At 74.4% G+C, this 24,273-nt stretch carries 22 protein-coding genes and 1 riboswitch; of the genes, 2 read left to right on the top strand and 20 right to left on the bottom strand.

Annotated features, from left to right (window positions below):
* The first annotated feature begins 75 nt into the window (after positions 1-75).
* Positions 76-426 carry an RNA polymerase-binding protein RbpA gene (locus tag ACYVAP_RS08195; RefSeq protein WP_137770789.1) on the top strand — a complete coding sequence of 117 codons (351 nt, stop codon included), beginning with the start codon at positions 76-78 and terminating at the stop codon, positions 424-426.
* Between the two features lie 111 nt (positions 427-537).
* On the opposite strand, the gene ACYVAP_RS08190 is transcribed toward ACYVAP_RS08195, so the two are convergent.
* From ACYVAP_RS08190 to ACYVAP_RS08150, 9 genes are all read right to left on the bottom strand, one after another.
* Positions 538-1,110: an FxsA family protein gene (locus ACYVAP_RS08190; RefSeq protein ID WP_137770788.1), complete on the bottom strand. Its 573-nt coding sequence runs from the start codon at positions 1,108-1,110 to the stop codon at positions 538-540.
* A 39-nt stretch (positions 1,111-1,149) separates the two neighbouring features.
* A complete protein-coding gene (locus ACYVAP_RS08185; RefSeq protein WP_498860277.1) occupies positions 1,150-1,905 on the bottom strand; it encodes a polyprenol monophosphomannose synthase in 756 nt (251 codons plus the stop codon).
* A gap of 1 nt (position 1,906) precedes the next feature.
* On the bottom strand, positions 1,907-3,583 hold the full coding sequence (gene lnt, locus ACYVAP_RS08180) for an apolipoprotein N-acyltransferase (protein ID WP_498860276.1): 1,677 nt from the start codon (positions 3,581-3,583) through the stop codon (positions 1,907-1,909).
* Positions 3,580-4,371 (bottom strand): hypothetical protein, encoded by a 792-nt coding sequence (locus tag ACYVAP_RS08175; protein ID WP_498860275.1) that lies wholly within the window; start codon positions 4,369-4,371, stop codon positions 3,580-3,582. Before ACYVAP_RS08175 ends, lnt begins: the two co-directional genes overlap by 4 nt.
* Before the next feature lie 35 nt (positions 4,372-4,406).
* Positions 4,407-7,370, bottom strand: a complete 2,964-nt coding sequence (locus tag ACYVAP_RS08170) for a DEAD/DEAH box helicase (protein WP_498860274.1) — start codon at positions 7,368-7,370, stop codon at positions 4,407-4,409.
* A complete protein-coding gene (locus tag ACYVAP_RS08165; RefSeq protein WP_498860273.1) occupies positions 7,367-8,350 on the bottom strand; it encodes a diacylglycerol/lipid kinase family protein in 984 nt (327 codons plus the stop codon). Before ACYVAP_RS08165 ends, ACYVAP_RS08170 begins: the two co-directional genes overlap by 4 nt.
* Complete coding sequence (tatC, locus tag ACYVAP_RS08160; protein WP_264450901.1) at positions 8,347-9,219, bottom strand: twin-arginine translocase subunit TatC; 873 nt, start codon at positions 9,217-9,219, stop codon at positions 8,347-8,349. The genes ACYVAP_RS08165 and tatC overlap by 4 nt, the downstream gene beginning before the upstream one ends.
* A 77-nt stretch (positions 9,220-9,296) precedes the next feature.
* Positions 9,297-9,608, bottom strand: coding sequence for a Sec-independent protein translocase subunit TatA (gene tatA, locus ACYVAP_RS08155; protein WP_137770783.1), 312 nt, complete (start codon positions 9,606-9,608; stop codon positions 9,297-9,299).
* A 134-nt stretch (positions 9,609-9,742) separates the two neighbouring features.
* Positions 9,743-11,806, bottom strand: coding sequence for a WYL domain-containing transcriptional regulator (locus tag ACYVAP_RS08150; protein WP_498860272.1), 2,064 nt, complete (start codon positions 11,804-11,806; stop codon positions 9,743-9,745).
* 55 nt (positions 11,807-11,861) lie between these two features.
* Between ACYVAP_RS08150 and ACYVAP_RS08145 the strand changes: the two genes are divergently transcribed.
* Positions 11,862-12,998: a DUF3866 family protein gene (locus ACYVAP_RS08145; RefSeq protein WP_498860271.1), complete on the top strand. Its 1,137-nt coding sequence runs from the start codon at positions 11,862-11,864 to the stop codon at positions 12,996-12,998.
* A gap of 53 nt (positions 12,999-13,051) precedes the next feature.
* Here the strand turns inward: ACYVAP_RS08145 and ACYVAP_RS08140 are convergent, their stop codons facing one another.
* From ACYVAP_RS08140 to pafA, 11 genes are all read right to left on the bottom strand, one after another.
* The gene (locus tag ACYVAP_RS08140) at positions 13,052-13,501 is read right to left on the bottom strand and encodes a PH domain-containing protein (RefSeq protein WP_168198088.1); all 450 of its coding nucleotides are present in this window, start codon (positions 13,499-13,501) and stop codon (positions 13,052-13,054) included.
* A gap of 18 nt (positions 13,502-13,519) precedes the next feature.
* Complete coding sequence (gene hisG / locus ACYVAP_RS08135) at positions 13,520-14,377, bottom strand: ATP phosphoribosyltransferase (RefSeq protein ID WP_137770780.1); 858 nt, start codon at positions 14,375-14,377, stop codon at positions 13,520-13,522.
* Between the two features lie 97 nt (positions 14,378-14,474).
* The gene (locus ACYVAP_RS08130; protein ID WP_137770779.1) at positions 14,475-14,738 is read right to left on the bottom strand and encodes a phosphoribosyl-ATP diphosphatase; all 264 of its coding nucleotides are present in this window, start codon (positions 14,736-14,738) and stop codon (positions 14,475-14,477) included.
* 102 nt (positions 14,739-14,840) lie between these two features.
* Positions 14,841-15,572, bottom strand: coding sequence for a nicotinamide riboside transporter PnuC (gene pnuC / locus ACYVAP_RS08125; protein ID WP_264451665.1), 732 nt, complete (start codon positions 15,570-15,572; stop codon positions 14,841-14,843).
* A gap of 95 nt (positions 15,573-15,667) precedes the next feature.
* Positions 15,668-15,785: riboswitch (FMN riboswitch) on the bottom strand.
* Between the two features lie 110 nt (positions 15,786-15,895).
* Entirely contained in the window at positions 15,896-16,573 is a 678-nt protein-coding gene (rpe, locus tag ACYVAP_RS08120) for a ribulose-phosphate 3-epimerase (RefSeq protein ID WP_259359883.1), read from the bottom strand.
* Positions 16,570-18,219, bottom strand: a complete 1,650-nt coding sequence (locus tag ACYVAP_RS08115) for an RsmB/NOP family class I SAM-dependent RNA methyltransferase (RefSeq protein ID WP_498860270.1) — start codon at positions 18,217-18,219, stop codon at positions 16,570-16,572. The genes rpe and ACYVAP_RS08115 overlap by 4 nt, the downstream gene beginning before the upstream one ends.
* Positions 18,216-19,166, bottom strand: a complete 951-nt coding sequence (gene fmt / locus ACYVAP_RS08110) for a methionyl-tRNA formyltransferase (protein ID WP_498860269.1) — start codon at positions 19,164-19,166, stop codon at positions 18,216-18,218. Before fmt ends, ACYVAP_RS08115 begins: the two co-directional genes overlap by 4 nt.
* Before the next feature lie 29 nt (positions 19,167-19,195).
* The gene (locus ACYVAP_RS08105) at positions 19,196-21,439 is read right to left on the bottom strand and encodes a primosomal protein N' family DNA-binding protein (protein ID WP_498860268.1); all 2,244 of its coding nucleotides are present in this window, start codon (positions 21,437-21,439) and stop codon (positions 19,196-19,198) included.
* Positions 21,409-21,789 (bottom strand): FKBP-type peptidyl-prolyl cis-trans isomerase, encoded by a 381-nt coding sequence (locus ACYVAP_RS08100; protein ID WP_137770774.1) that lies wholly within the window; start codon positions 21,787-21,789, stop codon positions 21,409-21,411. The genes ACYVAP_RS08105 and ACYVAP_RS08100 overlap by 31 nt, the downstream gene beginning before the upstream one ends.
* A 23-nt stretch (positions 21,790-21,812) precedes the next feature.
* Positions 21,813-22,760, bottom strand: coding sequence for an FKBP-type peptidyl-prolyl cis-trans isomerase (locus ACYVAP_RS08095; protein WP_498860267.1), 948 nt, complete (start codon positions 22,758-22,760; stop codon positions 21,813-21,815).
* A 106-nt stretch (positions 22,761-22,866) separates the two neighbouring features.
* Positions 22,867-24,270 (bottom strand): Pup--protein ligase, encoded by a 1,404-nt coding sequence (gene pafA / locus ACYVAP_RS08090; RefSeq protein WP_498860266.1) that lies wholly within the window; start codon positions 24,268-24,270, stop codon positions 22,867-22,869.
* Positions 24,271-24,273 lie beyond the last annotated feature (3 nt).

Here is a 24,273-nt window from a genome sequence, read left to right as displayed (position 1 = left end):
GGGGCGTTGATCCCGGGGCAGAACTCCGGGCGTGCCGCCGCCCGCACCGAAACACCGGCAGGAAGCGAGAACCGCATGAGCAGCCGAAGCCTGCGAGGCACCCGCCTCGGATCCCTCTCCATGGAGACCGACGAGGGCGTGCTCGCCGCCCCGCGCCAGGAGACCGTCTACGACTGCCCGAACGGGCACACGATCGTGCTGCCCTTCTCCGTCGAGGCCGACGTCCCGGCCGTGTGGGAGTGCCGCTGCGGCGCGACCGCCGTGCGCCGTGACCACGAGAAGCCCGACGAGAAGCCGGGCAAGCCCCAGCGCACCCACTGGGACATGCTGCTGGAGCGCCGCAGCGAGGAGGAGCTGCAGGTCCTGCTGGACCAGCGGCTCGCGCTGCTCCGCGCCGGCAAGCTGCACCAGCGCCGCAACCTCTGATCCCGACCGGATCAGCACGAGGCCCCCGCACCGGGAACGGTGCGGGGGCCTCCTCGCGTACGGGGTCCGTCCTGCCGCGCCGGTCACCGGGCGCGGGAAGGGATCAGGGGGTCACTGCTGGATCGTGGGCGGGGTGCGCTCCTCGCCCTGCGGGGGTGTGCGGGCGTCGATGACGATCTCGCCGTCCACGACCCCGCCGCCGCTGCGCCGGTAGAGCACGCGGCGCGCGGAGGGCGACCCGCCGGAGAGCCCCATCGCCCGCACGGTGCGCTTCTGCACCGGCGTCACCAGGAGCACGAGCCCGATCACGTCGGTGATGAGTCCCGGGAAGAAGAAGAGCAGCGCCGCGATGACGGTGAACGCGGGCCGCGAGAGATGGTCCTTCACGTCCCCGCTCCCCCGCAGCGCCCGCACGAGCGAGCGGAGGCGCACGAAGGACTGCTGGCCGGCGGCGACGAGCAGGGCGACGCCCACGACCCAGCCGATCACGACGATCAGCACGGACCACCACAGGCTCGTCTGCACACCGATGAGGACGAGGATCGCGATCTCCAGCACGCCGAGCACGACGATGCCCACGGGGATCAGCGAGGCGAGGCGTCCCCTGCGCTCGCCCGGGGCGCCCTGACCTCCGGCTCGCGGAGCGGCGCCGGAGCGCGGGGTCGGATGGGGGGTGGAGCTCATGGCGGGTCCTTCCCGGGAGTCCTCGTGACCCGCGCCAGCCTAGCGGAGCAGCCCGAGGAGCTGCTGGGTGCGGTGCGAGAGTCCCCAGAGCGTCACCTTGACGAGCGCCTCGCGGACGATGCCGGAGCTCATCTTGCTCACGCCCTCGGCGCGCTCGTCGAAGTCGATGGGCACCTCGGCGATCGCGGCGCCGGCCGCCCGGGCCCGGCGCGTCATGTCCACCTGGAAGCAGTAGCCCTGGGAGGCGACGTCCCCCCGGACGAGCGTCGTCAGGAGCTCCGCGCGGTAGGCCCGGAACCCCGCGGTCGCGTCGGCGACGCCCAGGCCCAGCACGGCGCGCACGTACAGGTTCGCGCCGCGGGAGAGCAGCAGCCGTCGCAGCGGCCAGTCGTGGACGCGCCCGCCGGGCACCCAGCGGGAGCCGATCGCGAGGTCCGCCCCGCGGCGCACGGCCTCGAGCAGCCCCGGCAGCTGCTCCGGGCGGTGGGAGGCGTCGGCGTCCATCTCGCAGAGCACCTCGTAGCCCTCCCCGAGGCCCCAGGCGAAGCCCGCGAGATAGGCCGGGCCGAGGCCCTCCTTTCCGGCGCGGTGCAGCACGTGCACGTGCGGGTCCTGTGCGGCCCGCTCCTCCGCCCAGGCGCCGGTGCCGTCGGGCGAGTTGTCGTCGACCACGAGGACGTGCGCGGCGGGCACCGCTGCCCGCAGGCGGGCGAGGGTCCCCGGGAGCGCCGCCCGCTCGTCGTAGGTGGGGACGACGACGAGGGTCGGCGGGGCCGGGGCGTTCGAGGCGGTCACGTCAGCTCCTGGTGCGGGGTCGGTCGCGGTCGCGGCGGCGGGGGGTGGGCAGGGCGCGGCGGCGCGTGCCGAGCGCACCGAGCAGTCCGATCAGCCCGATCGCGGAGATGCCGATGCCGATCCAGGGACCGGCGGCGACGGCGGGCGTGATGCCGGTGCGCAGGGGCACCTCGGCGAGCAGCGCGCCCTGCTCCCAATGGCCCACGGAGGAGAGCCGGCGGCCCTCGGGGCTGAAGATCGCCGACTCCCCCACCGTGGCCACGTGGACCACGCTGCGGCCCGAGACGACGGCCATCACCTTCGCCTGGGCGAGCTGCTGGATCGACTCGTCGGAGTCACCGAAGAGCGCGGTGTTGGACTGCACGACGATCACCTCGGCGCCGTCCCGCACCGTGTCCTGGACGAGGTTGTCGTAGGCGATCTCGAAGCAGATGAGCACGCCGACCTTCGCGGAGTCCTCGTCACCGGTGATGCTCGCGAGGTCCATGACGCCGACCTCCTGGCCGGGCAGCATGTCGTAGCCGACCAGGTCCACCTTGTCGGTGAGGACGCGGAAGAAGGACCGTGCGGGGATGTACTCGCCGAAGGGCACGGGATGGCGCTTGGCGTAGGTGTACGGCACGTCGCCGTCCGCGGAGTCCGCCGTGTACAGCAGGGAGTGGTTCAGACGCTCGTGGTCGCCGACGAGGGTCTGGGTGCCCACGAGGATCGGGGCGCCGGCGTCCGCGGAGGCCTGGGCGAGCTGCGCGGAGCGCACCGGGTCCTGCCGGGGGTCGTACTCGGTGGAGTCCTCGGGCCAGACCACGAGCTCGAGCTGCCCGCCCTTCTCCTCGGTCGTGGTGATCGTGTCCCGCGTGACCTGGAGGTGGTTCTCGTAGACGCCGTCGGGCATGGTGAGCGTCGCGGGGTCGATCGGGTCCATGTTCCCCTGGATCCCGGCGATCGTCATGCTCGAGCGGCCCTCCGGCGCGCGGTTCTGCGGCAGCGGCACCACGACGGTGACGAGGACGAGGCCGACGGCCAGCGACAGCGGCCACACCCCGGCGACACCGCGGAGCCCGCGCCGCGTGCGTCCCGTGAGGGCGAGCACGCCGTGCAGGAGGAGCATCCCCAGGATCCCGACGACGAGGGCGAGGCCGGCGGTCCCGATCCAGGGGCCGAGGTTCAGCAGGGGCGACTCGGAGAGGGCGTAGGCGCTCGTCCCCCACGGCAGGCCGCCCCACGGGGCGTGGCTGCGCAGCAGCTCGACGCCCGTCCACAGCGCGGCGACGACGAGGCAGCTCGAGGCCCGCAGCCCCCGGCGCACGATGACCGTGCGGGCGAGGAGCCCGAAGAGCACCGCGGAGAGCGACTCGAAGATCCCGAGCGCGATCCACGGCATCGCCCCCGCATAGGTGTTCGCCCAGACGGTCAGCGGGACGAAGAAGGCGAGTCCCCAGAGCAGGGACACGAGCACAGCCAGCACCGCCGAGCGCACCATCACGCCGGCGACGAGCAGGGCGACGGAGACGGGCAGCAGCGGCCAGAGGCCGTACGGCGGGAAGGCGACGAGGCAGGCGACGCCGCCCGCGACGCCGCACAGCAGCGCGATCGGCCACGGGGTCGGGACGAGCTCGGCGGCATGCTCGGCGTCGCGCCGGCGCGCCGGGGACCGCGCGCCGCTCCGGGTGGCCGTCATGCGCCGCTCTGCGGCAGGGCGTCGTGGACGATCGCACCGTCGATCACGGTGCGCAGCGCCCGCGGTGCGCCCTGCTCGAGGTCGGGCAGCAGCGGGGTCCGCGAGCGGGGGTCCGTGGACCAGGTCTCGATGAGGTCCCCGTGGCCCCGCACGGTGAGGTCCCACGGCTCCCAGACCACGAAGGTGGCCTCGATGCCGGTGCGCAGGGAGCCGGGATGGCGCCGCCCCGCGACCCGCTGCCCGCCCCGGCTCGCGGCGAGGAAGGCGGCGCGGTCACTGATGCGCTGGGAGGGCTCGCCCTGCTGGGCGGCGGCCCGGACCCAGCTCCACGGGTCCGCGGCGCCCTCCTCCCCCGCGGAGGCGAGGGCGAGCGGTGTGCCGTCGGCGACGAGGTCGAGGTACGGGGCGCTCTCGGTGACCGGCGCGACGACGCGGACCCCCTCGCGCGTGCCCGTCGGTCCGGGGAGCCGCAGCACGATGCCGGCGGCGGCCGCCGCGGCGTCGCCGGCAGGATCCGGCGCGGAGCCGTCGGCGGTCGCGGCGGCGTCGACGAAGCCGGGGGTGATCAGGCATCCGGTGACGTCCACGCGCCGGGCGTCCGGGTGCAGGACGGCCGCGGAGTCCTCCGTGCCGACCCAGGCGATGAGGCCGTCCGCGACGAGCATCGCGGTCGCCTCGGGCTCGTCCGTGCTGTACAGGACCATGCCCGTGTACAGGGTGGGGAGGCGGTCGTCGTGGGGCGCGGGAGCGTCGGTGCTCGAGGAGGGCGCTGAGGGTGCGGTCGGCATGGGCTGTAGGCTCTCCTGCCCGCCTGGGAGAACGCTCATCGATCGATCTCCTGGGCGACGAGTCCCCGGCGCACGGCGAGGATCGCGGAGCGCGCCACGGCGCCGAGCTGCTCGTCGACGGTGAGCTGGTCGAGCAGGTCGATCACCTGGCGGCAGTGCCGCACGAAGTCGCCCGCCGGCATGCCGGTGCCTTCGAGCGCACCGGCGAGGTGCACGCCGCGCGCCCAGCGGTGCACGGTCGCGGCGACGGCCGGATCCGGCGGCGGCGTCGCGTCGATGCCGTGGCGGGTCTGCGCGGCCTGCAGCTGCTGTGCCGTCCGCGCCGTGGCCTCGAGGGCAGCGTCCACGGCGGCGTCGACGATGATCTCCGGGGCGCCGCCGTCGTCCCGCCGTGACTCGTGCACCGCCGCGGAGACCACGGCCGCGAGACCGGCGGCGTCCAGCCCGGTCCAGGCCCCGTGCTCGATGCACTCGGCGATCATGAGGTCGCGGTCGGAGAAGATCCGGCGCAGGCGCAGCCCGCGCTCCGTGGGGACGAGCTGCCCGTCCGTGCCTTCGAGGTAGCCGAGCTCCTCGAGCAGCGCCGTGAGGCGGTCGAGCTCGCGGGCGAGGGAGCTCGTGCGGCCCTCGATGCGACGGTGCACGGAGGCGAGCTCCTTGCGGGTGCTCTCGTAGCGGTGCACCCAGCGCAGGTGCGCCTCGAGATCCGGGCACTGCGCGCACGGGTGCTCGGCGAGCTCCGCCTTCAGCGCGATCAGCGTCTCGTCCGTCGCCGCGGTCGAAGGCACGCGGCCGGCCCTCCGGCGCACATCGGCGCGGGCGTCGTCGTGGCCGGAGAGGTGCTGGCGCAGCGCGGCGGCGGTGTCCCGCCGCACCTTCGCCGCGGAGAGGGTCTCCGCCCGGGGCAGCTTCATCGCGTCGATGACGGCCGGGGAGGAGGGGAGGTCCGACGGGCGGATCGTGCGGCGACGGCCCTCGGTGTCGAGCAGCTGCACCTGGGGCCCGCCGAGCACCGCGGTGTCGACCTCGAGCACCACCGCGTAGCCGCGCCGCTTCCCGCCGGGCAGCGCGAGGATCTCGCCGCGGCGCAGGCCCTTCAGGATGCCCGCGGTCCGGTCGCGGTCCCGCTCGGCGCGGTGGCGGGAGAGCACCTTCTCGCGGTCCGCGATGCGGTCGCGCAGGGCGGCATAGCCCAGCAGGTCCCCGCGGTCGCAGTCGAGCGCCTCGCGGTAGGAGGCGGCGGTGTCCTCGAGCTCGCGGGCGCGCCGTGCGAGACCCACGACGGAGCGGTCCGCCTGGAACTGCGCGAAGCTCGTCTCGAGGGTCTCCCGGGCGCGGGAGAGGTCGAAGCGCTCGAGCAGGTTCACGGCCATGTTCGCGGTGGGCCGGAAGGCCGAGCGCAGCGGGTAGGTGCGCCGGGAGGCGAGGGCGGCGACCCCGGCGGCGTCGAAGTGGGGCCCAGCGAGAACGACCGCGTGGCCCTCGGTGTCGATGCCGCGGCGGCCCGCGCGCCCTGTCAGCTGGGTGTACTCCCCCGGGGTGAGATCGGCGTGCTCGACGCCGTTGAACTTCACGAGCTTCTCGAGCACCACGGAGCGGGCGGGCATGTTGATGCCCAGCGCGAGGGTCTCCGTCGCGAAGACGACCTTCACCAGACCGGCGGCGAAGAGCTCCTCGACGACGGTCTTCAGGAGCGGCAGGATCCCGGCGTGGTGGGCGGCGTAGCCGTCGAGGGCGGCACGGCGGAAGGCATGGATGCCCAGCACCTCCTCGTCCTCGATGCCGATCGTGGAGAGCCGCTCGTCGAGCACGCGGCGGATCCGCAGCCGCTCGTCCTCGCTCGTCAGGCGAAGCCGCCCCTGGGCGCACTGCCGCACGGCGGCCTCGCAGCCGGCGCGGGAGAAGATGAAGACGATCGCGGGGAGCAGGGCGGCGTCGTCGAGCATGGAGATGACCTCGGTGCGGCGCGCGGGACGCGGGAGCCCACCGCGATGGTCCCTGCCGTCCCTGCTGTCCCTGTCGCGATCACCGCCGCGACGCTCGCCGCCCCGGGGATCCCCGCCACGGTGGTCACCGCCGCGATGGTCGCGCCCCCGGTGGTCGCCGTGACCGCCCCGACCGGCACCGCGACCCCGGCCGCCGCCGTGCCGCTGGCCGCTGCCGCGCGGGCGATGGCGACCGCTCGTGCCGCGACGGCCCGCGTAGCCGCGGCCGCCGCCGTCGGCCGGGGGGGAGACGGAGGCGATCTGCTGGATCTGCGGGTTCACGAGCCGGTCGCCGCGCGCCCCCGGCCCGTGGGAGACGACCGGGGCCCCGGCGTCGTCGACGAAGAGGTCCAACAGCTCGTCGCCGACGACGACGTGCTGCCACAGCGGCACGGGCCGCGTCTCGGAGACCACGATCCCGGTGTCGCCGCGGACCTCCTGCAGCCAGGCGCCGAACTCCTCCGCGTTGGAGACCGTCGCGGAGAGCGCCACGAGCTGCACGGCGCGGTCGAGGTGGATGATGACCTCCTCCCAGACCGGTCCGCGGAGGCGGTCGGCGAGGTAGTGCACCTCGTCCATGACCACGAAGCCGAGGCCCTCGAGCAGCGGGGAGTCCGCGTAGAGCATGTTGCGCAGCACCTCGGTGGTCATGACGACCACCTCGGCGTCCGGCCGCACGGAAGTGTCCCCCGTCAGCAGGCCCACGCGCTCAGCGCCGAGCCATGCGGCCAGCTCGCCGTGCTTCTGGTTGGAGAGCGCCTTGATGGGTGCCGTGTAGAAGACCTTGCGGCCCTGGGCGAGCGCGAGGTGCACGGCGAACTCCCCCACGACCGTCTTGCCGGCGCCCGTCGGCGCGGCGACGAGAACGGAGCGGCCGGACTCGAGCTCCCGGCAGCCCTCGAGCTGGAACGGGTCCAGCGCGAAGGGGAAGCGGCCGGTGAACCTCCCGAGCTCGGAGGCGTCGAGGCGTCGCTGCGCGGCCCAGGCCGCGTACTGCTCGGACGGGGAGGTCATGCCAGCTCCTTGCGGTCGGGCCCCTCCGGTGCGGCGGCCTCGGCGGGGCGCAGGGCGTCGGGATCCACGAGCAGTCGGACGGCGCCGGGCAGCACGCGGACCGTGAGCGGGAGCTGCGCGGCGGCCTCGCCGTCGGCGAAGGCCCGCTGGGCCTCCCCCGTGCGCAGCCCGACGGTCACCTCGTGGACGGGGCGCACGGCGAAGCCGGGCACGCCCGTGTGGGTGCCGCGGAACACCCGCGGGAAGAAGCGCAGCAGCGTCGCCCGGCCGACGCCGGTGAGCGTGACGAGATCCGCCGCGCCGTCGTCCATCCGGGCGCTCGGCACGAGGTGCATGCCGCCGCCGTACCAGCCGGTCGAGCAGATCGAGAGCAGGGACGTCTCGATCTCCTCGCGGGGACCACCGTCCACCTCGATCCAGAAGGAGCGGTCGTGCAGGGTGAGCAGCTCGCGCAGGACGGCCGCGGTGTAGCGGGTCGAGCGGCCCCGGCGGTAGCTGTTCGCCCGCGCGTTCACCTGGGCGTCGAAGCCGATGTTCACCGTGCCGAGGGCGATGGAGCGGTGATGGGGCACCTGGTCCCCGGCGGAGACCACCTCGAGCGCGTCGACGCTCACCGCGGGGCGCGAGAGAGCATGGAGCAGGGCGCGCGTCGAGGCCTCCGGATCGTCCACCGGGAGGTCGAGCGCGCGGGCGATGTCGTTGCCGCTCCCCGCGGGGACGATCCCGAGGCGCACGGGGGTGCCGGCGACGATCTCCGCCCCGAGGGCGACGGTGCCGTCACCGCCCACGACGACGAGCGCGGTGAGCGAGTCGCGCACCTCGAGCGCGCGGGCCCGGGCGACGTGCATCGTGGGGCCGGAGAGGTCCACCACGGACACGCCGGCGAGCCGGAGCAGCTGGCCCACCTGGCGACCGACGCGGTGGGAGGCGCCGAAGGCGGCGGCGGGATTGGCGAGCAGGCCGACCCGGAGACGGCTCACCGGCCCTCACCGTCGTCGTCGAGGCCCGAGGGACCGTCGATGCGGCTCGCGGTCTCGTCGTCCAGCTCCTCGTCCTCGACCCGGGGGTGTCGACGGTCGTGGAGCAGCGCGATGCCGACGGCGGCGAAGAAGAGCGAGGAGATCGCGAGGGACATGCCGATGAGGGTGATGGGCTCCGGGGTGGGCACCATGACCGCGGTGAAGGCGAAGCAGACGAAGATCACCCAGCGCCAGGCGCGCAGCATGGTCTTGCCGCGGAGGACGCCGAGGAAGTTCAGCAGCACGAGCACGACCGGCATGACGAAGGCGATGCCGAAGGCGAGCATGGTCTTCACGAGCAGGGCTAGGTACTCGTCGTACTTGATGTACTGGGTGACGGTGTCGCTGACGGGTGTGAAGCTCAGCATCACGGGGACCAGCTGGTTCACGGCCCAGTAGCCGGCGACGCAGCCCAGGAAGAAGAGCGGGATCGCGCTGCCGAAGAAGCCGATCGCGTACTTGCGCTCGTTCCTGTGCAGGCCGGGCATGACGAACAGCCAGATCTGCAGCATGAGCATGGGGCTCGACAGGATGATGCCCACGTACGCGGACATCTGGAGCCGCACGTTCAGACCCGTGCCCACGCCCTGGAAGTTGAGGTCCGCCTGCATGCCCTGGGCGGCTGCCTGCGTGAAGGGACGCTGGAGCGCGTCGAAGACCCAGGGATAGACGAGCCATCCCACGATCGAGAGCAGCACGATCGTGATCGCGGAGATCACGAGCCGGTTGCGCAGCTCGATGAGGTGCTCGCCGAGGGACATGCGTCCCTCGGGATCCTTGGGGCGGCGACCCTTCTTGGGGGTCCCCTGGGCCTGGGTGTCACTGGCCACGGACGTGCTTCCTCCCGGCAGTCGCGGTCCGGGCCGTCACCGGCCCGGACCCCTGACCTCGTCGGGCGACGAGGTGATCAGTCGCGGCGGTACGAGTCGTCCTCGTCGCGCGGGGCGCGGACGGGGGTCGTCTCGTCGGCGGTGTCGCGGGGGTCGTACTCGCGGCCGCGCTCGGAGGTGCGCTCCGTGCTGCGTCGCACGGGGCGGTCGTCCTCGTCGTCCTCGTCGGAGGACCTGTCGTCGCCGCGCATCTCCTCGACCTCGCTCTTGAAGATGCGCATCGACTTGCCGACGTTGCGCGCGAGGCTCGGCAGCTTGCCGGCGCCGAAGAGCAGGACGACCAGGATCAGAAGCACCACGATCGCGACCGGGCTCTTGAAGAAGCTCATGGGGGTTACCTTTCAACATCGCCGTGGTCGTCACGGCTCGGGCCATGGTCCCACATCGGACCGGGTGCAGCCCGGGAGGCTCCGGAGGGGCTCCGCCCACCGCTCGGTGGGCGGTCCCAGGGTAGTCCCTGGACCTAGGAATGGTGTGCCATGGCGGTGCGCGCCACGGTCACGATCGTGTCTCTCAGCGACGGGGGCGAGAGCACCGTCGCCGCACCCGCGGTCTCGAGGACCGCGTCCACGAGCGGAGCGCGCAGCGGCTCGTCGAGCCGGGCATAGACCACGGCGCCCTCGCCGTCCCGCAGCGCGGTGGCCTCGAAGGACTCCGCGATCCAGCGTGCCGGCGGCTCGAGCCGCAGCCACGTCCCCTCGAGCTCGCCCTCGGGGTCGCTCCCCACCACGCCCTGCAGATCCGCGGTGTCCTCGCCGGGCAGCGCGGGGTGCTGCTCCGTCCCCGGTGCGGGGAGCTCGACGATCCTGTCCAGGCGGAATCGCCGCTCCGCGCCCGCGAGCTCGCACTCGGCGAGCAGGTAGGAGCGGGCGCCGTCCGTCTCGAGCCGCAGCGGGCGGATGCGCCGGACGCTCGTCCCGGGTCGGTCGGAGGCGGAGTAGCGGATCATCAGCCGGGAGGCGGGGTCGTCGTCGGCCGCCCGCAGCGCGGACTGCACCGCGGCGAGCACGGCGTCGGCGCGATGGGCGGTCCGCTCCTCGGGGTGCTCACGGGGCTCGTCGTGCGACGGCGGCTCGGTGCTCGTGCCCCCGGCCCCCGGGGCGTCCGCCCCCTCCGGCGGGGCCCCGAACCCTGTGGGCGCCGCGACGGCGGGACGGTCGAGGCCCGCCGCGGCGAGCAGCGTGGCGCGGGCGGAGGCGATCGCCTCGGCCGCCTCCCCCGCCGTGGCCGCGAGCGCGGCGAGCCCGGCGAGCAGCGCCGTGACCTCGACCGCGCTCAGGCGCAGGGCGCGGCGCAGCGGCTCCGCGTTGCGCACACGCACCACCCCGTGCTCCCACTCCGCCTCGATGAGGTCCTCCCAGCCCGTGCCGAGGTCGCCGCACAGGAAGAGCACCTGCAGATCGGCGGTCACCTGCTTCTCGGTGACCCCGAGCGCCTCGGCGAGCTCGACGAGCTCCACCTCGCCGCGCTGCATGACGTAGGAGGCCACCGCGATGAGCCGCGAGACGTCGTCGTTGCTCGAGCTCGAGACCCGGATCCGGGAGGCCGTGCGCTCGGGGGCGGCCTCGAGGGGAGCGAGATCGGCCGGACCCTCGTGCGCGGCGGCGATCTGGGCGAGCACCTCGTGGATCTCCTGGCGCCACTCCGGCGGCGCGGTGACCTCTGTCCAGCGGATCTCGCCCAGCAGCAGTCGGCGCGCGGCGGCGCGGGGCAGCTCGGGCAGGGTGAGCTCGGGGGCGGCGAGATCCGCGCCCGCGCGATCGCGCAGGGCGAGCGCCTTGAAGGGCTCGGCGCGCAGCACGGCGCGGTCGCGGTCGTCGCCCGTGTGCATGCGGGAGAGGACCTCCTCGAGGTCCACCTGCTCCGGCCGCGGGCGGGCGGCCTCACCGGCCGCGCGGGGGAAGGACTCGATGCGGGACGCGCGGAACATGCGGACGTCCTCGCGGCCGGTGTCCCAGCCGTAGACGTACCAGTGGCCGTCGTGCACGCCCACCACCCAGGGCTCGACGGTGCGCTCGGCGACGGAGCCCGTCGCGGCGCGGTAGGAGAAGCGCACGCGGGTGCCGTCGGTGACGGCCTCGAGCAGCGGGCTCAGCACGGGGAGGGACTCGACGGCGCCGCGGGGCGTGCGTCGCAGCAGATCTGGATCGGCGTCGTGGCCGAGGCTCAGGAGCTTCGCCCGCACCCGCCGGGCGGCGCCGCCGGCGGCGGCCTGGTCCCAGGCCCGGCTCGCGGCGAGCAGCACGGTGTACTCCGCGGTGCTGAGGTCCAGCACGGCGTCCTCGCGCGGCGAGGCGATGCGGTAGTAGACGGTGTTGTCGTCCAGGACGTCCGACTCGGTGACGAGCGGGAGCCCGAGCTCGAGGATCGCTGCCTTGTCGCGCTCGAACATGCGCTCCGCCGCCTGGTCGCTCACCGCCTCCTTGTACTCGGGGATGACGGCGAACAGCTTCGCGCGGTCGATCCGACGGCGCGAGCCGATCGTCATGATGACGTTGAGCAGTCTTTCCACACCTCGTGCAGCCACCCGTCCAGGATAGTCGGCCGGGGCCCGTCCTGCGGATCTCCGTAGGATGGCGCGCATGCTGCGCTGGGAACGAGGAACCGTCGTCACGAACCTTCCCGCCTGGTCGGGGGTCGTGCGCTGCGAGGTGCAGCTCGAGGGCGGCGAGCGGGTGCCGGCGCTCGCCTACCCGGAGCTCACGGGCGCCCCCTCCCCCGGCGAGGTGGTCCTCCTGAACACCAACGCGCTGCGGCGCGGCCTGGGCACCGGGGGCCAGGCCTTCGTCGTCGCCCGACCGGACGCCGTCGACGCGGCCTCTGCATCGGCCGGCGCCGCGCAGCCGGACCCCGCCGGGCACATGGTCAAGGCCCGCTACACCCCGATGCAGACGGTGCTCGACGCGATCGACGACCCCGCGAGCCCGCACCACGCGTTGCTCCAGGACGCCGAGGACCTCGGTGGCATGCCCGTGGTCGTCACGGACCTCCACTCCGCGCTGCCCGCCGTGGTCGCCGGAATCCGGGAGACGGACCCGGACGCCCGGATCGTGCACGTGCACACCGATGCCGCGGCCCTGCCCGCGGCGTTCTCTCGCACCGCCGCCGAGCTCCGGGAGCGGGAGCTCGTGCAGGGGGTCATCAGCTGCGGGCAGGCCTTCGGCGGCGAGCACGAGGCGGTGACCGTCCACTCGGCGCTGCTGGGCGCGCGGCACGTGCTGGACGCCGACGTCGTGATCGCGGTCCAGGGGCCGGGCACGCTCGGCTCGGGCACGCCGTGGGGGTTCTCGGGCCTCCAGCTGGTGGAGTCCCTGCATGCCGCCCATGTGCTGGGCGGCACGGTCGTCGCCGCGCTGCGGGTCTCCGAGGGGGACGCTCGCGAGCGCCACCACGGGCTGTCCCATCACGCGTCGACGACCCTCGGCCGCGCGGCCCTCGCCCCCGCGCTGCTGCCGCTGCTCTCCCCCGCGGATCCCGAGTACAGCGCATTCCATGCGTCGGTCGCGGAACAGGTGGATTCGATGATCATCGACCGGGCGCGGATGCGCGGGGTCGAGCACCGGAGCGTCGAGGTGCCCGGTGACGGGCTGCGGGCGGCGCTCGAGCGGATGCCGGTGCGGCTCTTGACGATGGGACGCTCGCTCGCCGAGGATCCCGCGGCCTTCCTCTTCGGCGCCCTCGCGGGGCGCGCCGCGGCGCAGCGGATCACCCGCGGCTGAGCGCGGCCCTGCAGTGAGCGGCGCCGCACCGTCTCCGGCGGTGACGCGCCGGATCAGCCCAGGGTGCCGGGGCGGGCCTCGCCGCGCTCGCGCACGAGCGCCGCGAGCCGGTGTGCGGCGGCGACGGCGCGACGGCCGTCCGCGCGCTGCAGCGCCATGGTGTCCAGCGTGGTGCCGTCGGCGAGGTCGAGGTGGGCCCAGGGATCGCCCATCGGGAAGCTCACGCCCACCACCTCCGCCCAGTCCACGGTGCGGGTGCGCAGGTGGTTGACGACGACGAGCGTGTCCGGGCGGGCGATCAGCCGCACCCGCGCCTCGAGATGGCAGATGGCGAGCGCGACCACGCCGGCGCCCATCAGCACGGCGCGGCCGCCCGGCGTGAAGCCGGGGATGACGAGGGCCCAGAAGACGACGCCGGCGAGGGTGAGCAGCCCCGTCGCGTAGCCCGCGACCCGCACCAGGCGGGGTCGCAGGACGATCGTCGGCAGCTCCTCATCGGTCATCGTGACCGCCCGGCCTCCTCAGATGCGGCAGGACTGGATCGCCGTCGCGAGGATCGCCCGCGCGCCGACGTCGTACAGCTCGTCCATCATGCGATGGGCACCGCTCTTGTCCACCATGACGCGGACGGCGGACCACTCGCCGCCGTGCAGCGGGGAGACCGTGGGCGACTGGAATCCCGGCGAGACCGCGACGGCCCGCTCGAGCTGCGCGGTGGGGATGTCATAGTCGAGCATGACATAGCGGTGCGCGACGAGCACGCCTCGGATGCGCCGCTCGAGCACCTCGAGGGAGCGCGCGGCGGCGTCCTCGAGCTCGAGCTCCGGGCGGGAGAAGAGCACCGCCTGGCTCGTCATGATCGGGTCGCCGAAGGGCTCCAGGCCCGCCTGGCGCAGGGTCGTGCCGGTCTCGACGACGTCCGCGATCACGTCGGCGACGCCGAGCCGGATCGAGGACTCGACGGCCCCGTCGAGGTGGACCACCTCGGCGTGCACGCCGTGCTCGGCGAGGTGGTCCTCGACGAGGTTCTCGTAGCTCGTGGCGATCCGCAGGCCCTCGAGCTCGGCGACCTGCGAGCGGGTGCCGCTCGGCGCGGCGAAGCGGAAGGTCGAGCGGGCGAAGCCCAGGTCGAGGATCTCGCGGGCCGGGGTGCGGGAGTCCAGGAGCATGTCCTGGCCGGTGATGCCCACGTCCACGGTCCCCGAGCCCACGTACACGGCGATGTCGCGGGGGCGCAGGTAGAAGAACTCGACGTCGTTCTCGTGGTCGACGACGACGAGCTCCTTGGCGGTGCCGCGACGGCGGTACCCCGCCTCCTGCAGGAGGTCGGCGGCGGGCTCGGACAGGGCGCCCTTGTTGGGCACGGCGATGCGCAGCATGGAAGCTCCTCCGCCGCCGGGAGCGGCGGCGTGCTGGGTCGGGGGACGGAGGGGGGGACGGTTCGGACGGGGCCCGCAGGAGCTGCGGGCCCAACGCTCAGAGCTTGCGGTAGACGTCCTCGAGGGTGAGGCCCTTCGCGACCATCATGACCTGGACGTGGTACAGCAGCTGGCTGATCTCCAGGGCGGCGTCGTCGTCGGTCTCGTGCTCGCAGGCCATCCAGACCTCCGCCGCCTCCTCCACGATCTTCTTGCCGATCTGATGGACGCCGCCGTCCAGCTCGCGGACGGTGCCGGAGCCCTCCGGTCGGGTCCGGGCCTTCTCGATGAGCTCGGCGTACAGCGCCTCGAAATCCTTCACGGGTTCAGGGTACCGATCCCCGGGGCCCGCCCGCGCCCGCGCCCGCCCACCGGGCGGCGGCGCGGGTGCGGGGCGCGGCGCCGGGACGGGAGGAAGGGAGCGTCAGCTGCTGCGGCGTCGGCCGTGGCCGCCGCGGCCCACGGTGGGGTCCAGGTGCGCGGTCTCGACCGTCACTCCCCCGCCCTCGGCGTCCTGGCGACGTCGCACGCGCCACCACACGAAGAACCCGGTCAGCGTGAAGGCGCCGTAGAAGACGTACATGAGGGCGCTCGCCCAGTAGCCCGCGCTGATCAGCAGCGGCACGCCGACGACGTCGACGGCCACCCAGATCAGCCAGAACTCGACCCAGCCCTTGGCCATGCCGAAGGTCGCGAGCAGGGAGCCCATGAAGATCCAGGCGTCCGCCCACACCGGCTCGTAGGAGCCGAGCGCGCGGAACAGCGGGGTGAGCGCGGCCGTGCCGCCGACGAGGGCGACGAGCAGCAGCGCGCGGGTGCCCCAGGAGGCCCAGGTGGGCTCGACGGCGGTGCCGCCGGAGCCCTTCGCCTGCTTCCAGCGGACCCAGCCGTAGACGCTCGTGACGATGAACATGACCTGGCGACCCGCCTGGCCCAGCAGATCCACGGCCTGCGGATCGCCGAAGAGGGTGCCCATGAACACCGTGAGCAGGAGCAGGTTGCCGAGGATGCCGATCGGCCAGGCCCAGACCTTGCGGCGCATGCCGCCGAGGGCGCTGAGGAGTCCGAAGACGTTGCCGAGCACCTCGCGCCAGAGCAGGAACTGTCCGTTCCCGAGGTCGAGGCGGGCGGTGAAGAGCCACTGCAGAAGATCCATGTCGGTGCCTTTCTCCCGTCGGATGCAGTGACTCCGGGGGACAAAGCTGTGCCGGCACGGGAGGACGGATGCGCGGAGGCGCCCGACCGCGTGCGGACGTGCGCCTCTCTTCCAGGCTGTACTGTCGGCGCCGGAATTCCACCGGCTCCACCGCCGAAGCGGGTCGCGGACTGTCACCGCCGGCTCGGACTTCCACCGACCCCGGAGCACGTCACGTTGCGTGACAGGGGAACTCTAGACCAGCCCGACGGGGACGACGACGCCCGTCCGCCGAGGGCGGACGGGCGTCGGACGAGGCACTCCTCAGGGGGATCACGTGGGGATCAGTGCCCGGCGGCGAGCTCCCGCAGCACGGCGATCTCCTCCGCGGCGTCGCGGGCCTTGTAGATCGCGGAGCCGGCGACGAAGACGTTCGCCCCCGCCTCGGCGCAGCGCTCGATCGTCTCGCGCGAGACGCCGCCGTCCACCTGGATGGAGACCTGCAGGTTCGCCTCGCTGATCGCGCGGCGCGCGCGGCGGATCTTCGGGAGCATGGTCTCCAGGAAGCTCTGCCCGCCGAAGCCCGGCTCGACCGTCATGAGCAGCAGCATGTCGAACTCGCCGATGACGTCGAGCAGCGGCTCGACCGGCGTCGCCGGGCGCAGGGCCACCCCGACGGCCGCGTTCTTGCGACGCAGCTCACGGGCCAGTCGCACCGGCGCCGCCGCCGCCTCGAGGTGGAAGGTGACCGAGGACGCCCCCGCCTCGGCGTAGACCGGCGCCTCGCGGTCCGCGTCGGCGATCATCAGGTGGGCGTCCACGGGGATCGGGCTGCGCTCGACGATCTGCTCGACCATGCTCGCGCCGAAGGTGAGGTTCGGGACGAAGTGGTTGTCCATGACGTCGACGTGGACGCTGTCCGCGGTGGAGATCTTGTCGAGCTCCGCGCCGATGCTCATGAAGTCGGCGTTGAGGATGCTGGGGTGGATGTAGCGGCCGTCGGTCGCGTAGGCGGAGTTCATGAGGCCTTCGGTCCTTCCTCGGAGGGGGTCCTGCGCAGCAGGGCGATGAACATGGCGTCGGTCCCGTGCACATGGGGCCACAGCTGCACGGAGGGTCCCTCGCCGAGCTCGGCGGTCTCCTGCTCCTCGGGCAGGATGCCGGCGCGCACGGCGGGGCGGGCGTCGAGCTGCTCGACGTCGTCGCGGCGGCGCAGGACGTCCGCCACGACGAGCCGGGTCTCCGCGAGGTGCGGCGAGCAGGTCACGTAGGCGACGACGCCGCCGGGGGCGGTCGCGTCGAGGGCGGAGCCCAGCAGTTCCCGCTGGAGCGCGCCGAGGTGGCCGATGTCCCCCGGGCTGCGGCGCCACCGCGACTCCGGGCGGCGGCGCAGCGCGCCGAGGCCCGAGCAGGGGACGTCCGCGAGGACGCGGGAGAAGCGGCCCGGCATCTGGGCGCCGATCGCGGTGCCGTCGCCGGTGCGGGTCTCGATCTCGCACCCCGCCTCGCGGAGCGTCGCAACGGCGCGGTCGACGAGCTCGGTGCGGTGGGGCTGCAGCTCGAGGGCGAGCAGGTCCGCGTCGTGGTCCACGGTGAGGCCGCCCAGCAGCGCGGTCTTGCCGCCAGGCCCTGAGCAGAGGTCCAGCCAGTGGGCGTCGTCCGCGGTGACGAGGTCGTCGGCGCCGAGGGCGAGGGCGAGCGCCATGAGCTGGCTGCCCTCGTCCTGGACGGCGGCGCGCCCCTGCTTGACGACGTCCATCCCGCCCGGGTCCCCCGAGGGCCAGGCCGCGCCGAACACGGAGAGGTGCCCGCGGGAGGCGCCCTCGTCGATCAGCTCGTCGAGGTCGGTGAGACCCGGTCGCATGACGAGGGAGACGGCGGGGGCGGCGTTCTGGGCGGCGAGCAGGGCATCGATCTCGGACCGGTCGCGGCCGTGGCCGGCGAGGGCGTCGGAGAGCGCACGGACCACCCAGCGGGGATGCGAGTGCCGCACCGCGAGATGTCCGGTCTCGTCGCTCGCACGGTCCGGGGCCACCTCCTCGAGCCACTCCTCGAGGGTCCGTTCCCCCACCCGTCGCAGCACGGCGTTCGCGAAGCTCGCGGCCCCCGCGCCGACCTCCTGCCGGGCCAGCGCCACGGTCTCCGAGGTCGCGGCGTGCGGGGCGACCGCCATGTCCAGCAGCTGATAGGCGCCGAGCCGCATGACGTCCAGGAGGTCCGGGTCGACGTCCTCGAGGTCGCGGTCGATGCAGGCGGCGAGCACGGCGTCGAGACGGCCCTGCGCGCGCAGGGAGCCGTAGAACAGCTCGGTCGTGAAGGCGGCGTCCCGGCCGGGGAGGCGGTGTCGGCGCAGCAGCTGCGGGAGCACGAGGTTCGCGTACGCGTCGTCCTCGCGCACCGTGCGCAGCCCCTCGAAGGCCACGAGCCGGGAGCCGGTGGTGCGACCACGGCGCTCGGAGGGCCGCTGCTGCGACCACCCGCGGCGCGGGCCGCCGCTGCCCCGGGAGCCGGAGCGCTCGTGGCCGTGCTGGTCCCGGCCGCGGCCCTGGCCGCCACGGCCCTGTCCGTCCCGGCCGTTCCCGCTGCGGCCCTGACCCCCGTGGCCCTGACCGCCGTGGCGGTCCCCGCCCGGGCCGCCGGAGCGGCGCTGTCCGTCCTCGCGGCTCATGCGCGGTCCTCCTCGTTCTCGAAGCTGGTGCCGGGCTCGAGGCCCGCCCCCCGCGCCCAGTCCGCCGCGCGCATGGCCCGCTTCCCGGCGGGGGCGACGACCGACAGGGCGATCGGTGTGGTGCCGGTGCCCACGAGCAGCTGCCGACGGGTCGCGACGAGCTCCCCGGGAGCGGCGGTGACGGAGGGGTCCGGTGCGGGCTCCTCGGTGCCGAGGGCCTTGAACCGCTCCCCCCGCAGCAGGGTCCAGGCGCCCGGGTCCGGGCTCATGCCGCGCACGTGCGCGTCGACCTCCTCGGCGGGGCGCGTCCAGTCGATGCGGGCCTCCGCGGTGGTGAGCTTCGCGGCGTGGGTCGCGGCGTCGTGGTCCTGGACGGTGAAGGAGGCCGTGCCGGCCTCGAGCGCGTCGAGGGCCTGCAGCAGGAGGCCCGCGCCGTCGTGGGACATGCGCTCGAGCAGCTCGCCGGCCGTCTCGTGCGGGCCGATGGCCGTGGGCGCCGAGGCGATGACGTCGCCGGTGTCCAGGCCCTCCTCGAGTCGGAACACGCTCATGCCGGTCTCCCGCTGTCCCGAGAGCACGGCCCGCTGCGCGGGAGCGGCTCCGCGCCAGGCGGGCAGCAGGGAGAAGTGCAGGTTGACCCAGCCGTGGGCGGGGATCGAGAGCGCGGCGGCGGGGACGAGGTTGCCGTAGGCGACGACGGGCGCCGCATCCGGGGCGAGCGTGCGGATCTCCTCCTGGACCTCGGCGTCGCGGAGGGTGCGCGGCGTGAGCACGGGCACGCCCGCCTCGAGGGCGAGCTCCTTGACGGGGCTCGGGTGGAGGCGGCGACCGCGGCCGCGGGGGGCGTCGGCGCGCGTGAGGACCCCGACCACCTCGTGGGCGGAGTCGAGCAGGGCGCGCAGGGACGGGAGGGCGGCCTCGGGGGTGCCGGCGAAGAGCAGACGCATGATGGCTCGATTCTATGGGGACGGCAGGGTCAGAAGACGTCGGGCGGGTCGAGCCGCACCCGCAGCGAGCCTCGCTCCTTGCGGGCGGAGCGGCCCGCGACGCCCGAGCGCAGCGCGGTCGTCAGCTCCCGCGAGCGCGAAGGGGTGATCCTGACCACCGCGCGCGCCGTGCCCGCCTGGCCCGGGCCGTCGAGGTCCACGGGACCGAAGCGGTCCGTGCCGTCCGGGAGCTCGACGTTCTCCAGGAAGCGCCGGCAGGCGTCCCGGTCCCCGACGATCTCCGCGAGCCGGCTCGCGGGCGGCAGGTCCAGCTCGGCGCGGTCGGCCAGCACCCGGTCCAGGAACACCGAGGAGCGATGGGCGACGAGGTCGCGGATCGCGGGCAGCGTCGAGGTGCCGACGACGAGCACCTCCCCGCCCTGCTCGGCCGTGCGCACGAGGGCGATCGCGTTGCGCCAGCGGCGCACCGCCTCGACGTCCGCGTCGTAGGCGGCACGGGCGAGCATCGCGTCGGCGTCCAGCAGGAGGCCCGCGGCGAAGCCGCCCTCGGGAGCGGGCTCCGCCCCGGGGGTCGCGACGACGATCCCGGCGGGGTCGACGTCGGCGTCCTCGAGCGGTCCGTGGGCGCCGCCGGCGACCTGGAGGCGTGCGGACGGGAAGGCGCGGGAGAGCTCCTCCGCGGTCCGCGTGGAGCCGACGACCATCGCCCGCACCTCGGTGCGATGGCATTCGGGGCAGCGGTAGCCGTCCTCCCGGCGACCGCAGACCCGGCAGTGCAGCGGGCCGGAGCGGCCCGTGAGCGAGAGCGGGGCGGAGCACTCGGGGCAGTGACAGCGGGTGCCGCAGAAGGTGCAGGCGATCGCGGGGACGTAGCCCGAACGCGGCACCTGCACGAGCACGGGCCCCCGGGTGAGGCCCTCGCGGATGACCCGCAGCGCCTCACGCGGCATCCGGGAGCGGCCGGAGGCGCCCTCGCGGTCGCGCAGGTACTGGTCCATCGCGGTGATCCGGGGCCGCACGGCCGTCAACGCCGCGGGCAGCGGCTCGAGCCGGCGGAGGTAGCCGGCGGTCTCGAGGGCGCGCAGCGGCACGGACTCGCTCGAGGCGAGGAAGAGCAGCGCGCAGCGCTCCTCGGCAGAACGCGCCTGCAGCACCGTGCGCACATGCGGATAGGGGGCGCGCGGCTCGGTGAGGAGGTCGTCGGAGGCGTCGTAGCAGATCACGAGGGCGAGATCGCGGACGGGGGCGAAGGCCGCGGAGCGGTTGCCGAGCACCACGCGGGTCGCGCCGCGCAGCACCCGCCGGAAGGTGCGGTACCGCTTCTCCGGCCCCTCGGTGCCGGCGAGGACCTCGTGGTCGATGCCGCGCTCCGTGAGCACGCGGGACAGGCGGGCCACGTCGCGCTGGTCCGGGGCGATGACGAGGGCGCCGCGGTCGGGGCCGAGGTCCTCGAGGGCTCCGGCGGTCACGGCGGTCCAGGGGTCGCCCGCGTCGAGGGTGAGGCTCGCGCGGGGCACGGGCCCCTCGGCACCGCCCGCGCGGTTCAGGAGCGCCGCGAGCCCCGGGTAGCGGTCGCCGGGGCGGGGCGGCGTCGTCGCGGCGTCCGCTGCGGGAGCATCCTCGGTGTCGGTGTCGGTGTCGGTGTCGGTGTCGGTGTCGGTGTCGGTGTCGGCATCAGCGGAGGCAGCCGCTTCCGCGGCCGCGGCCGACGCGCGGGCCGCGGCGGCGTCCCGCTCCGCGGCCGCCATCTCCCGATCGCGCTTCTCGGCACGGGCGTGGCGCGGCGGCAGCGCGAGCCGGAGCACGTCGCCGACGGTGCCCGCGCAGCGATCGGCGACGTCCTCGCACACGCGCATCAGGGCGGGCGGCACGACGACGTCCTCGGAGACGAGACGGACGAGCGGGGCGAGCGCGCGGTCCGTCGTCGGCGCGTCCCGCCGCTCGAGGACGATGCCCTCGGTGTCCTTGCCGGAGAAGCGGACCCGGACCCGCATGCCCGCCTCGGCGGCGGAGGTCTCGGCGGTGACCGCGTACTCGAAGGGGCGGTCCAGGTGCGGCAGCACCCCGATCAGCCGCACGGAGGCGACCGGCCGCTCCGGCGCGAGGGCGAAGCCGGCGGTGGTGCGCAGACCACCGACCCGGCCCGCGGAGTCGCGGGCCGGGTCGGTCGGGGCGGGCGCGGCGGGGGCAGGGGCCTCGAACAGGCCCTGCTGCTCCCCGCCCGACGCGTGGACGGAGGGGCTCAGCGCTTGTGCACCGCCACCAGGTCGCACACGAAGATGAGGGTCTCGCCCGGGGCGATGACCGGCGGCGCGCCGTGGTCGCCGTAGGCGAGGTGCGCGGGGATGTCGAGGCGGCGGCGGCCGCCGACCTTCATGCCCTGCACGCCCTGGTCCCAGCCGGTGATGACCTGGCCCACGCCGAGCTGGAAGCGCAGTGGCTCGCCGCGGTCCCAGGAGGCGTCGAACTGCTCACCGGTCGAGTGCGAGACGCCGACGTAGTGCACGTCGACGACGTCGCCGCGGCCGGCCTCCTCGCCGTCGCCGACCGTCTCGTCGACGATCACGAGCTCGGTGGGCGCGGGGCCCTCGGGGGCGTCGATCTCGGGCTTGCTGCGGTTCATCGTTCCTCCGATGTTGGGGGTGGTCAGGCGTTGGTGTGGGCGGCGTCGAGGACGTCGACCACGAAGATGAGGGTCTGGCCCGCGAGCTCGGACCCCGAATCGGCAGGATAGGCCTCGTCACCGGGGATCACGAGCATGACCTGGCTGCCGACCTTGAGGTCCAGCAGGTTGTCGTCCCAGCCCGAGATGACCTGCCCCTGGCCCTGCACGAAGCTGAACGGGGCGCCGCGCTCCCACGAGGAGTCGAACTGCTCGCCCGTCTCCCAGGCCCAGCCGGTGTAGTGCATCGTCAGGTAGTCGCCCTTGCGGGTGGTGTCCCCGGTGCCCTCGATGAGCACCTCGCGGACGGTCTTCGCGGGGGCGTCGCCCGAGCCGGGACCGTCGATCGCCGGGGCGCCGTCCTTGCCGAGCGTGACCTTCGGGTAGGAGCCCGAGGGCTTCTGCTCGGCGCCCTCGGCGCGCAGCGGGGAGACGACGCGGTCCACGTCGCCCACCTGGACGAGCGAGACGGCGTTGCCGCTGCTGTCCTGCTGCCAGCCGGCCATCGCGAAGCGGGAGCCCACCGTGACCGTCTGGAAGAAGGCGAAGGCCTCCGCCCCGAGGCCGTCGGAGGTGACCTGCAGGCCGCCCGCGGGAGCGCCCTGCCACCACGACTGGAGGGTCTCCCCCGTGCTCGCGTCGACGTACATGCTGCGCATGATCACGGTGTCGCCCTCGGCGAGGGTCGCGCCGTCGCCGGCCGCGATCACCCGGGCGTCCGCGGCATCGATGCTCAGCGGCGCGGTGAAGGAGACCGTCGGCTCGGAGCCGAGGTCGTCGCTCACGTCCACGCCGGAGAGCGCGGCGGCGCCGCCGCCGTCGGACCCGCCGTCGGAGGCGCTCGAGCCGCTGTCGTCCTTCGAGCAGGCGGCGAGGCCGATGGCGGCCGTCGCGGCCAGGGCGGTGGACAGCAGGGTGCGGCGACGGATCACGGAGGACCTTTCGGATCGTGGGCCCCGGGGTGGGACACGAGGACCAGGGTACGGGGGCGCGCCGGGAGGGTTCACGCGCAAGCTGGGAAGCGGCGGCCGATGCGGCTCAGACGGTGCCGGGGGTCGGGGCACCGCCGCCGCGGATCCGCGCCAGGAGCGCGTCCACCTCGTCGCTGCGGGTCTGGAACGGGTCCAGGATCTGCACCGGCGCGGAGCCCGAGCGGGTCAGCCGCAGCGTGGTCCAGTCCACGACATGGTCCACCCCGTGCTCGAGCGCGGCCGTCACGACCTGTCCGCGCAGGTGGGCGCGCGTGCTGGCGGGCGCCGTCGTGACCGCCGCGGCGATCCGCTCCTCGTCGAGCACCGCCGGGGCGAGCCCGCGACGGCGCAGCGAGGCGAAGACCGAGCCGCTCGGGTCGATGTCGTGGTAGCCGAGATCGAGGCGCTCTATCACCGGGTCGTCGAGCGCGACGCCGCGCCTCTCGACGACCTGGGAGACCAGACGCTCCTTGATGGCCCAGTCGAGGTGCTGCGCGGCCCAGGACCGGTCCCCCGTGCGCACCGCGTCGAGCGCCAGCTGCCAGGTCTCGAGCACCCCCAGCTCGGCGGGCTCCGCGACGGTCGAGGCGAGGTCGAGCCAGCGCTGCTGCACCTCGAGCGCGGTCGTGGTGCCCCCACCCGCGAGCTCGAGCGGCTCCGCGCCCGTGAGGTCACGGGCGACGACCCGGATCGCGGCGATGTCGTCCGCGAGCGCGAGCTCGGGGAGCGTGCGCCCGGACTCGATGAGCCGCAGCACGAGATCCGTGGTTGCGAAGCGCAGATGGGTGGAGACCTCGCTGCGCGTCGAGTCGCCGACGATCACGTGGAGGCGCCGGAACCGCGTGGGGTCGCCGTGCGGCTCGTCGCGGGTGTTGATGATCGGGCGGGTGCGCGTGGTCGCCGAGGAGACCGCCTCCCACATGTGGTCGCTGCGGCGTGAGAACACGAAGCGCGGGGTGCCGGGGGCGGTGGGCTCCCCGAGCGGCCGGTCCACGACGACGCCGCCCGCGCCGGTGACGATCTGGCGGGTCACGAGGAAGGGCAGCAGGTAGCGCGGCAGCCGCGTGAACTCCCCGCGGCGGTCCACGAGGTAGTTCTCGTGGGAGCCGAACGCGTTGCCCTGGGAGTCGACGTTGTTCTTGAGCAGGTGGATGCGGGCGTCCTGGCCGTCCTCGGCCAGGCGCGTGTTCGCCGAGCCGACGAGCTCGGCGAGGATCCGCTCCCCCGCGGCGTCCTGGGCCACGAGGTCCCACCAGTCGTCGCACTCGGCGGTCGCGTACTCGGGGTGCGAGCCCACGTCGAGGTACAGCCGGGAGGCGTTGCGCAGGAAGACGTTCGAGGAGCGCCCCTGGGCCACGACCGGTCGGAACAGCTCCCGGGCGGCGGCCTCCGGCTCGAGGGCGCGCGTGCCGTCCGCACGGACGCACACGAGCCCGAACTCGGTCTCCAGCCCTCCCACGCGGCGCCTCATCGG

It is taken from the genome of Brachybacterium horti (genome assembly GCF_054777615.1).
This window is presented reverse-complemented; position numbering and strand designations above follow the sequence as displayed.

What these genes read in the sequence shown, in the direction of transcription:
- tatA (WP_137770783.1), bottom strand. Translation starts at nt 9,608, where the DNA reads ATGAGCTTCTTCAAGAGCCCGGTCGCGATCGTGGTGCTTCTGATCCTG.
- ACYVAP_RS08100 (WP_137770774.1), bottom strand. Translation starts at nt 21,789, where the DNA reads ATGAACCGCAGCAAGCCCGAGATCGACGCCCCCGAGGGCCCCGCGCCC.
- ACYVAP_RS08115 (WP_498860270.1), bottom strand. Translation starts at nt 18,219, where the DNA reads ATGAGCCGCGAGGACGGACAGCGCCGCTCCGGCGGCCCGGGCGGGGAC.
- fmt (WP_498860269.1), bottom strand. Translation starts at nt 19,166, where the DNA reads ATGCGTCTGCTCTTCGCCGGCACCCCCGAGGCCGCCCTCCCGTCCCTG.
- hisG (WP_137770780.1), bottom strand. Translation starts at nt 14,377, where the DNA reads ATGCTGCGCATCGCCGTGCCCAACAAGGGCGCCCTGTCCGAGCCCGCC.
- ACYVAP_RS08175 (WP_498860275.1), bottom strand. Translation starts at nt 4,371, where the DNA reads ATGCCGACCGCACCCTCAGCGCCCTCCTCGAGCACCGACGCTCCCGCG.
- lnt (WP_498860276.1), bottom strand. Translation starts at nt 3,583, where the DNA reads ATGACGGCCACCCGGAGCGGCGCGCGGTCCCCGGCGCGCCGGCGCGAC.
- pafA (WP_498860266.1), bottom strand. Translation starts at nt 24,270, where the DNA reads ATGAGGCGCCGCGTGGGAGGGCTGGAGACCGAGTTCGGGCTCGTGTGC.
- rpe (WP_259359883.1), bottom strand. Translation starts at nt 16,573, where the DNA reads ATGAACTCCGCCTACGCGACCGACGGCCGCTACATCCACCCCAGCATC.
- ACYVAP_RS08145 (WP_498860271.1), top strand. Translation starts at nt 11,862, where the DNA reads ATGCTGCGCTGGGAACGAGGAACCGTCGTCACGAACCTTCCCGCCTGG.
- ACYVAP_RS08195 (WP_137770789.1), top strand. Translation starts at nt 76, where the DNA reads ATGAGCAGCCGAAGCCTGCGAGGCACCCGCCTCGGATCCCTCTCCATG.
- ACYVAP_RS08190 (WP_137770788.1), bottom strand. Translation starts at nt 1,110, where the DNA reads ATGAGCTCCACCCCCCATCCGACCCCGCGCTCCGGCGCCGCTCCGCGA.
- ACYVAP_RS08170 (WP_498860274.1), bottom strand. Translation starts at nt 7,370, where the DNA reads ATGACCTCCCCGTCCGAGCAGTACGCGGCCTGGGCCGCGCAGCGACGC.
- pnuC (WP_264451665.1), bottom strand. Translation starts at nt 15,572, where the DNA reads ATGGATCTTCTGCAGTGGCTCTTCACCGCCCGCCTCGACCTCGGGAAC.
- ACYVAP_RS08140 (WP_168198088.1), bottom strand. Translation starts at nt 13,501, where the DNA reads ATGACCGATGAGGAGCTGCCGACGATCGTCCTGCGACCCCGCCTGGTG.